General features: G+C 52.0%; 9 protein-coding genes. 6 read left to right on the top strand and 3 right to left on the bottom strand.

Features of this window, described 5'->3' with window-relative positions; translation table 11 throughout:
- Together ACEQ15_RS01660 and ACEQ15_RS01655 are read left to right on the top strand one after the other, a co-directional pair.
- On the top strand, positions 1-502 hold a 502-nt coding region (locus ACEQ15_RS01660), incomplete at its 5' end, for a hypothetical protein (protein WP_370277271.1).
- Positions 503-716: 214 nt separating this feature from the next.
- Positions 717-1,118, top strand: a complete 402-nt coding sequence (locus ACEQ15_RS01655) for a DUF3830 family protein (protein ID WP_370277269.1) — start codon at positions 717-719, stop codon at positions 1,116-1,118.
- Between the two features lie 483 nt (positions 1,119-1,601).
- Here the strand turns inward: ACEQ15_RS01655 and ACEQ15_RS01650 are convergent, their stop codons facing one another.
- Entirely contained in the window at positions 1,602-2,648 is a 1,047-nt protein-coding gene (locus ACEQ15_RS01650; RefSeq protein WP_370277265.1) for an IS481 family transposase, read from the bottom strand.
- Between the two features lie 121 nt (positions 2,649-2,769).
- Between ACEQ15_RS01650 and ACEQ15_RS01645 the strand changes: the two genes are divergently transcribed.
- Positions 2,770-3,129, top strand: coding sequence for a nuclear transport factor 2 family protein (locus tag ACEQ15_RS01645; RefSeq protein ID WP_370277264.1), 360 nt, complete (start codon positions 2,770-2,772; stop codon positions 3,127-3,129).
- Positions 3,130-3,131: 2 nt separating this feature from the next.
- Here ACEQ15_RS01645 and ACEQ15_RS01640 read toward each other — a convergent pair whose 3' ends face one another.
- Together ACEQ15_RS01640 and ACEQ15_RS01635 are read right to left on the bottom strand one after the other, a co-directional pair.
- Complete coding sequence (locus ACEQ15_RS01640) at positions 3,132-4,313, bottom strand: iron-containing alcohol dehydrogenase (protein WP_370277263.1); 1,182 nt, start codon at positions 4,311-4,313, stop codon at positions 3,132-3,134.
- Between the two features lie 39 nt (positions 4,314-4,352).
- Positions 4,353-5,726, bottom strand: a complete 1,374-nt coding sequence (locus ACEQ15_RS01635) for a glutamine synthetase family protein (protein ID WP_370277262.1) — start codon at positions 5,724-5,726, stop codon at positions 4,353-4,355.
- Between the two features lie 194 nt (positions 5,727-5,920).
- Between ACEQ15_RS01635 and ACEQ15_RS01630 the strand changes: the two genes are divergently transcribed.
- The 3 genes from ACEQ15_RS01630 to ACEQ15_RS01620 form a co-directional block, all read left to right on the top strand.
- On the top strand, positions 5,921-6,229 hold the full coding sequence (locus ACEQ15_RS01630) for a hypothetical protein (RefSeq protein WP_370277260.1): 309 nt from the start codon (positions 5,921-5,923) through the stop codon (positions 6,227-6,229).
- Positions 6,230-6,563: 334 nt separating this feature from the next.
- Positions 6,564-7,118, top strand: a complete 555-nt coding sequence (locus ACEQ15_RS01625) for a thioredoxin family protein (protein WP_370277257.1) — start codon at positions 6,564-6,566, stop codon at positions 7,116-7,118.
- Between the two features lie 50 nt (positions 7,119-7,168).
- Positions 7,169-7,961, top strand: a 793-nt coding sequence (locus ACEQ15_RS01620) for a pseudouridine-5'-phosphate glycosidase (RefSeq protein WP_370277255.1), incomplete at its 3' end; no start/stop codon positions are given.

Raw genomic sequence — 7,961 nt, 5'->3', positions numbered from 1 at the left:
CGGCGGGAAAGGGATGAAAATTGAAAAGTATGTGGTACCATTTTGTAAACGGCTGATGGCTTGTGGGAATTGTATAGACACCAATAACCATAGGGCTTTCAGCCGTTTTCGTATATACCTTCATGAAAAATATGGGTTAGTCATCCCTCTTGCTCTTAAATTCCCTCACCGTCAAATTGTCGGCTATGAGTTGTCGATTATGCCCTGGTTAACGGCCGTATTGGTTAAAAATTTACTCCGATTAAAGAATCTGGAGATATACCGGCAGGACTTTTTAAAATCTGACTGGTCAGGTGCGTCGGTTATCGTATGTTATTTGTTTCCAGGTGGGATGGATTCCATAAACAACAAACTGGAATCGGAAAAAAGCGACATTGGATTTGTCATCAGTAATAACTTCGCTCTGCCTTCGTATCAGCCAGATAAAATTATTCGGCTTAATGACTTTTATAACTCTCCAATTTATTTGTATAAGATTAGAAACCTTGATGTTCAAGGTTGATCAATCCGCTTGATCACTTTGGTGTGCAAATGGCCTACTATCTATGTAGTGTGGAGTGAAACAATTGCAGCTCGGAGCTTCCTCATGCTTAATGAGCTTAACAAACCGTCGATTTGGTTCGTTGCGCTCATTGGGCCAGCTTACACGTCGCTTCGCTCTGTTCCTGCTGCCTATACGGAGTTAGGTATCCTTAGTACAAACCTTCGAGGTTAAGATGATTATTGAGATAGACGGACATCAATTCGATGCCATTTTTGAAGAGAGTAAGTCACCAAAAACTTGTGAGATCTTTCGAAGGGAGATGCCGTTTGAAGGTGAAATCGTTCATGTTCGCTGGAGTGGCGAAGGGGTGTGGATTCCTCTTGGTGACAAAGACTTTTCCGTAGAGTACGAAGATGCCACGTCGTATCCGGCACCGGGTCACGTATTGTTGTACCCAAAAGGGAAAAGCGAAACCGAAATATTGATAGCCTATGGTTGCGTTCAATTTGCGTCAAAAGCTGGAACTCTGGCAGGTAATCACTTCGCAACTATTACCTCTGACCTCGAAAAGCTGAGAGAAAGTGGTGTTTCTACCCTTTGGGAAGGTAAAAAGAGCATCGTGTTTAAGCTTTGAGCTACGACCTGACAAGGTGTTCGACGAAACACACAGCTGCGCAGGGGACAAAAAAGCAGATTGAAGCATACTATGGCGAATATCAGGGACTTGAAGTGATTTATGAGATAAAGCTAACAGAAAAGTTAGATTGATTTACTAGGTTATGAACTATGAGAAATCTCCGCCTTTGGTGTGACTACATACTACAAACCAAACGGAGAAGAAGTAGTAACTAACTTCAACTTTCATATAGAGCTATGGCAGCTTGTGCCAAGCGAAGTAGTCTTTTAGTAGATGGTCTGTTAACAAGTACGGGCACATTCAGGCACTTTGTGGCTTGAACTCGCTGCGCTTACTCGTGCCGTAAGCGTTAATTCCCCAACTCCCCTCATGATCAGTGAACTCCTTCTATAGTTAGGTTTAAGCCTAACTTAGAGGAGGGTATGACCAATGTGTACAGAGATGGTATTCACCTGACAGCGCTTCCCGCACCAACTTCTCTTAAGCAGCCGAATCGGCTGCTTTTTTAGTCTCTGATTTTTTCAGTATACCTCGCTTAAAGACGGTGAATGGCGTCTGGCCATTCATGTCACGGCCCTGATGGGGACGTTTACGGTTGTAATGGCTGAGATAGGTATCCAGATCTTTCTGCATTTCATCAACCGCCTCATACCATTTTGTGCGGCCCTGTATACGGAAGTGCTCATCCAACAACGTACGGTGTAAACGTTCGACGAAGCCGTTGCTCTGCGGACGACGTACGCGTGTGGTTCTGTGCTCGATCTCTTCTAACTGGAGGAACAGCTCATATGGGTGTGTATCCTTGCGGCCACAGAACTCACGGCCATTGTCACTGAGGACGGTTTCAAGACGGCATTTATGCTGTTCAAAGAACGGCAAGACGTCGGTGTTTAGGACGTGCACCGCCGTGATCGGTAGCTTGCTGGTGTAGAGGCGTCCCCATGCATAGCGGCTAAAGCAGTCAATCACGGTTTGTAGGTAAACCTTGCCGACGCCTTTCAATGTACCAACAAAAAACGTATCAACAGCGACCAATTCGCCGGTGTGGTGGACTTCGATATGGCGTTCACGGAACTCAGGACTGAAGCGTTCGAGCAACTTAATCTGCTCGTCAGACAGCTCCAGCTTACGGTCCTTTACAGTCTTCTCTAAGCGCAGCAAGCGGTCATGCCGGGTGAGCAGGTCATGACGACTCCAGACGCCACGCACACCGCCAGAGCTGACCTGTACGCCTTTAAGCGCTAGCTCCTGGGAAACGCGTAATGGCCCGTGTGTTGGAAATTCCAGGCTGTGATCCAGAATGGCTGCTTCAATCTCTTCACTGACCCGGTTGGGATGTGGTCCGCGAGGACCAGGCAAGCGGTCTAAGAGGCCGTCAGAACCAAAGGTCTGATAGTTCCGACGGATCTCATAGAACTGCTGGCGGGAGTAACCCATGATCTTGCAGGCCTTGCTGACGTTCTGCAGATCTTTGGCCAGTTCTAGTAGGCTGAGCTTGCGGCGTGCTACCTTTTCATTGGTGGTCATAGTCGTTACCTCGTGGATATAGTCGAGCGTGAGATACTCGTTCTATAGTTCACGGGAAACGCTATGACCACTCTCGTTATCTGAGGGCAGGTGTCAGGTAATTACCATCACACTTCAACCAATGAGCTTAGCGGATATCGTACAGCGAGGCTGGGAGGCAGTTGGAGCCGGCGATTTTGATGCCTTGGTGGCGGACTATGTAGAGGACATGACCTTCATCATGCCTGGGCAGACGGACATTCTTGAGGGGCGGCAGGCGTTTCGTTCCGCTCTAGACGGTATAGGAGATATCCTGCCACCCGGTTTTGAGATCACTGGATTACGACATATTGAAGGGGATGGCGAAGTTGTGTCGATAGTTGAATGGAAGTCGGCAAAAGTAACGGGTTCCCAGCTCTCCGCTCTGTTTAAGTTCCGGGGTGACAAGGTCTATGAAGAGCGCTGGTTTATAGATACCGAACAGTGGAAAGGGGCTTTCTGAGCTTATTGATTAATTTCACCCTTCACCGCATCTCGAAAAACCTCAGAATACCGTTCAGCTGAAAATACGATCGGATTACCACCGGCAGACGGATCTGCCGCCGCCATCTTACCTACCCGAACAGCCTGGCGATCGTCTATGGCTATGTCCGCTAAGCTGTGTGGAATGCCCAGTGTATTTCGCATCTCCAGTACCCAATCCATAAACCCGTCGAAGCCACGGGTTGGCAGATCCAGGTAACGGCTCAAGCGTTCGATACGCGGTTCAATTGCCGCCTGGTTGGCTTTCAGGACGTAGGGCATCAGGATGGCATTTAATAAGCCATGATGTGCGCCGTACAGCGCACCCAAGGTATGTGCGATGGCATGCATGCCGCCTAATCCCTTTTGGAATGCAGTGGCGCCCATGCTGGAGGCGACCAGCATCTGGCTGCGGGCTTCCAGATCTTGTCCATTTACATAGGCGAGGGGTAGGTTTTCTTTCACCAGTCGCATCCCTTCCAGTGCGATGCCATCGGCCATGGGGTGGTAGCTAGGGGCGCAATAGGCTTCCAGGCAGTGGGAAAGGGCATCCATCCCGGTGGCGGCAGTGATTTGTGGTGGCAGGTCGACGGTGAGTTCAGCATCAAGAATGACAATCGACGGCAACATGTTGGGGTGAAAGATAATGCGCTTCACCAAGTTGGCTTCGTCAGTAATGACCGATGCACGACCCACTTCCGAACCGGTGCCGGCGGTGGTGGGGATCGCTATGGTGGGGACGATTGCGGCAGGGTCAGCACGGGTCCAGTTATCCCCGATATCCTCGAAGTCCCACAGAGGCCGCGTTTGGCCAGCCATCAGCGCAATGGCCTTGCCGGTATCCAGTGATGAGCCGCCACCGATAGCGATAACACCATCATGGTTGCCCGCTTTATAGGCAGTGATGCCGTCTTCAACGTTCTGCCCGGTGGGATCGCCCTGAATATTGCAGAACAGGTTGCAGTGTAAGCCGGAATCCCGGCAGTGTTTTAGAGCCTGCTTGATCATAGGTAGCGCAGCTAATCCGGGATCGGTGACCAATAACGGCGCCTGGATACTCAGGCTCTTGCAGGCGTCTGGAAGCTCCTTGATACGCCCGGCACCGTTTCGAATACTGGTCGGGTAATGCCAATCAGCGTTCAGGTCGGCGCTGTGGTTTGTCATAGCAGATCTCCGAGAGACGTCAGTGTTGCTAAAGCCGGGTCAGATAATTTCAAAGTAGCGGGCCATCTCCCAATCTGTGACATGCTTGCGAAACTCCCGCTCTTCCCACTCCCGTGATGCAGCGAAGTGTTCTACAAAGGGATCTCCAAAGAGCTCGCGGGCCGCTTTGGAGTTTTTCAGCCGCTGGGCGGCTTCCCACAGGGTGCTGGGTAGGTGCAGGTGGTCGGGGTGTTTCTGTTCGTAGGCATTGCCTTCCACCATCGGCTCCGGTTCACATTTGTTCTGTATGCCGTATAAACCCGAAGCCAGCGCTGCCGCCATGGCCAGGTAGGGATTGCCGTCGGCCGATCCGAGACGGTACTCGATGCGCTGGGCTTTCTCGCTGCCGGGGATGATGCGCAGTGCGGTGGTCCGGTTCTCGACGCCCCAGGTAGCATCGGTGGGTGCCCAGAATCCCGGGACCAAGCGGGAGTAACTGTTTACGGTAGGCGCGATCAGGCTTAAGAACTCAGGCATCAGACGTTGTTGCCCCGCCAGGAAGTGGCGCTGGATCTCGCTCATTCCGTGGGGCTGTTTGGGATCATAAAATGCGGAACCCGATCCATCCCGGTGTTTGAGGGAGATATGGATATGCCCACTCTGACCGGGATAGTCATTGGACCACTTGGCCATAAAGGTGGCCATCAGACCGTTGCGTTGTGCTAGGACCTTCATAAAGGTCTTAAAAAGGGCTGCCTTGTCCGCAGCGTTTGCTGCCAGGTCTACGGCGATGGCGGCCTCTATTACACCGGGACCGGTTTCGGTATGGATGCCTTCGATGGGGAAATCCATCTGTTCAGACATATCCAGAATCTGTTGATACAGGTCAGAATGGACGGAGTTGCGCAGTACCGAGTAACCAAACCAATCCGGTGACAGTGGCTCCAGGTTTTTAAAGCCTTTTTCGCGGGCGCTATGGGGTGTTTCTTTGAAGACAAAAAACTCGTATTCCAAAGCGGCGAACGGATCAAAACCCATCTCTTGGGTCTGTTGCACTACTCGGTGGAGCAGATTACGCGGACATAACTCCGCCGCGTGTTCACAGAACTCTCCAATGAAGAGCAGCATATCCTCTTCGAAGGGGAGGTCGCGGCAGGTGTCGGGAACGATGCGTACGGGGGCGTCCGGGTATCCGGTGTGCCAGCCGGTATAGCTGACGTTATCGTAGAGCTGATCTTTGGAGTCCCAGCCCAGGACAACGTCGCAGAAGCCAAAACCGTGATCGAGCGCCGAAAAGAACTTCTCCTTGCTCATATACTTGCCGCGCATCACGCCGTCGGTATCAAAGATGCCTACCTTTACGTGGCTCAGCCCGCGCTCATCCACGATACGTTTCGCCTGTTCGATCGTTTTAACATCCCTTGGCTTCATCATTGTTCGGTGCCTTTGGTGTTGGTTGATCCACACAAATCGCCGAAAGTGTCGAGCTGATCCCAAGCCTCTGATGCGCAACTACAGTGCGTCCGGCCAACGGAGATGTTGGTTCTTGAGGCATGTTAAGGTAGCTCGATGGCGTTCCCCTTAAGGTCAATATAGTTGGCCTTAAGGTCTTTGCTACGGGAGTGGAAATGGAAAACTGGTATGTGAAGAACCTTGGAGATGCGATGCTGGCCTGTGACGAGCAGGATAGAATTGAGGCCTGTTTCCGGTCTGCACGTGAAGCAGAAGGGTGTTCCGATAAGGTCGCCGCGTTTGCGCGCCATGAATCGGACGGGCGTCTGCACTGTGAGGTGAAGTTGTATTTCTCGCCGGCGTCGGTGGATATCGCAAAGGCGCTGGGTGCGATGTGTTGTGCACAACCTTCGGTGCATGGTTTGGCGTTGTTGGTTGGCTCTGAGGCGGCTTGGGGCGTGTTGTTTGCGGAAGATGAGCAGTGAGAAAGTTCTCATTTGACATACCAGCATTCCGGGCGCAGAGTGACATATGAAGCGTATCGTCACCCGCCTGCCAGGGGGGCGCTGACGTTAAGATTCACTCCCTGAAAAAAGGAGGTGATTGCATGTCTAATTTACTGATCGAGCACACTCCTGGAGTAACGTGCTGACGCCAGGTTACGACCTGAGTTTGCTCCAATCAGAAGGCCCCGTTCATTGTAATGGGGCCTTTCTATATCTGGATCTTTGGATTTGTTGAGAGTGGTTGTTGCCGAGTGCTGGGACTAAGCTGTCTTTGCACACTGTACGATCTTTCCACCGGAATCAGGAGATCAACATGGCCCTCACTCCCTCCAACATGATGCCACTGGGCACTATCGCCCCAGACTTCAATCTGCCGGATACCATCAGTCAAGAACAGAAAAGCCTGCAGCAGCTCAGGGGCGAGAAGGGCACCGTGGTGATGTTCATCTGCAACCACTGCCCGTTTATAAAACATATCGATACTGCGCTGGTGCAGCTGGGGCAGGATTACCAGGGAAGCGGGATCTCTATCATCGCGATCAGTGCCAATGACGTAACCGCTTTTCCAGAAGACAGTCCCGAGAAAATGGCCCGAAAAGCACGTGATCTGGGATACAACTTTCCCTACCTGTATGACGAATCACAGGCTGTTGCAAAAGCCTATCAGGCCGCCTGTACGCCCGACTTATATCTGTTTGATGCCGGACTCGCCTGTGTTTATCGCGGTCAGTTTGATGACTCAAGACCTGGCAACGATAAGCCCGTTACCGGGAAGGATCTGCGTACAGCGATCGACAACCTGTTGGCCGGTGAGCCGATTTCTGACGAGCAGAAGCCCAGCATCGGTTGTAACGTGAAATGGAAGTGAGCTTTGTGTCGTCATCGTGAGATAAGTGACAGGAAGGAGTCGTAGCGAGTATGTCTAATCCCTACCTGGATATATCACCTGAGGTGGCCCAAGCAATCGACAGCAACCAGCCGGTTGTCGCGCTGGAGTCCACCATTATTGCGCACGGCATGCCATATCCCCGCAATGTTGAAACCGCCGTGAGGGTAGAGGATGCCGTGCGAGAGCATGGGGCTGTGCCTGCAACCATCGCCATCATTGAGGGCCGCTTGCGGGTGGGGTTAAACCTTGAGCAGATTGAGTATCTGGGCAAAGAAGGGCGCCGGGTTACTAAGGTGAGTCGACGGGATATCCCGTTCGTAGTCACCGTTAAGCAAGATGGTGCGACCACCGTAGCGGCCACGATGATCGTTGCGGCGATGGCAGGGATCAAGGTCTTTGCCACCGGTGGGATTGGTGGTGTGCATCGTGGTGCGGATCACACGTTCGACATCTCTGCAGATCTGCAGGAACTTGCACAAACCGATGTAGCGGTCGTCTGCGCCGGCGCCAAATCGATTCTGGATCTGGGCCTGACCCTGGAATATTTGGAAACGCATGGCGTGCCGGTGATCGGCTATCAAACTGATACGCTACCTGCTTTTTACTGCCGTGATAGTGAATTCGGGGTGAGCTATCGATTGGATTCGCCCGCCCAGATAGCTGCTGCAATGAGGACCAAATGGGCGATGGATCTCCGTGGTGGGATGGTGATCACCAACCCGATCCCGGAAGCCTATGCGATGCCCCTTGCCGAGATTGATTTGGCGATTGAGCAGGCTTTGCAAGAAATGGAGCAGCAGGGGATTACGGGGAAGGCGACAA

It is taken from the genome of Pontibacterium sp. (genome assembly GCF_964228735.1).
In the GTDB taxonomy this organism is placed as follows: Bacteria; Pseudomonadota; Gammaproteobacteria; order Pseudomonadales; family Balneatricaceae; genus Pontibacterium.
The sequence above is the reverse complement of the archived record's forward strand: the minus strand, read 5'-3'. Positions and strand labels throughout refer to the sequence as shown.

Excerpts from the sequence above, each read along its gene's own strand:
- ACEQ15_RS01645 (WP_370277264.1), top strand. The coding sequence starts at position 2,770 with ATGAGCTTAGCGGATATCGTACAGCGAGGCTGGGAGGCAGTTGGAGCC.
- ACEQ15_RS01630 (WP_370277260.1), top strand. The coding sequence starts at position 5,921 with ATGGAAAACTGGTATGTGAAGAACCTTGGAGATGCGATGCTGGCCTGT.
- ACEQ15_RS01635 (WP_370277262.1), bottom strand. The coding sequence starts at position 5,726 with ATGATGAAGCCAAGGGATGTTAAAACGATCGAACAGGCGAAACGTATC.
- ACEQ15_RS01640 (WP_370277263.1), bottom strand. The coding sequence starts at position 4,313 with ATGACAAACCACAGCGCCGACCTGAACGCTGATTGGCATTACCCGACC.
- ACEQ15_RS01625 (WP_370277257.1), top strand. The coding sequence starts at position 6,564 with ATGGCCCTCACTCCCTCCAACATGATGCCACTGGGCACTATCGCCCCA.
- ACEQ15_RS01650 (WP_370277265.1), bottom strand. The coding sequence starts at position 2,648 with ATGACCACCAATGAAAAGGTAGCACGCCGCAAGCTCAGCCTACTAGAA.
- ACEQ15_RS01655 (WP_370277269.1), top strand. The coding sequence starts at position 717 with ATGATTATTGAGATAGACGGACATCAATTCGATGCCATTTTTGAAGAG.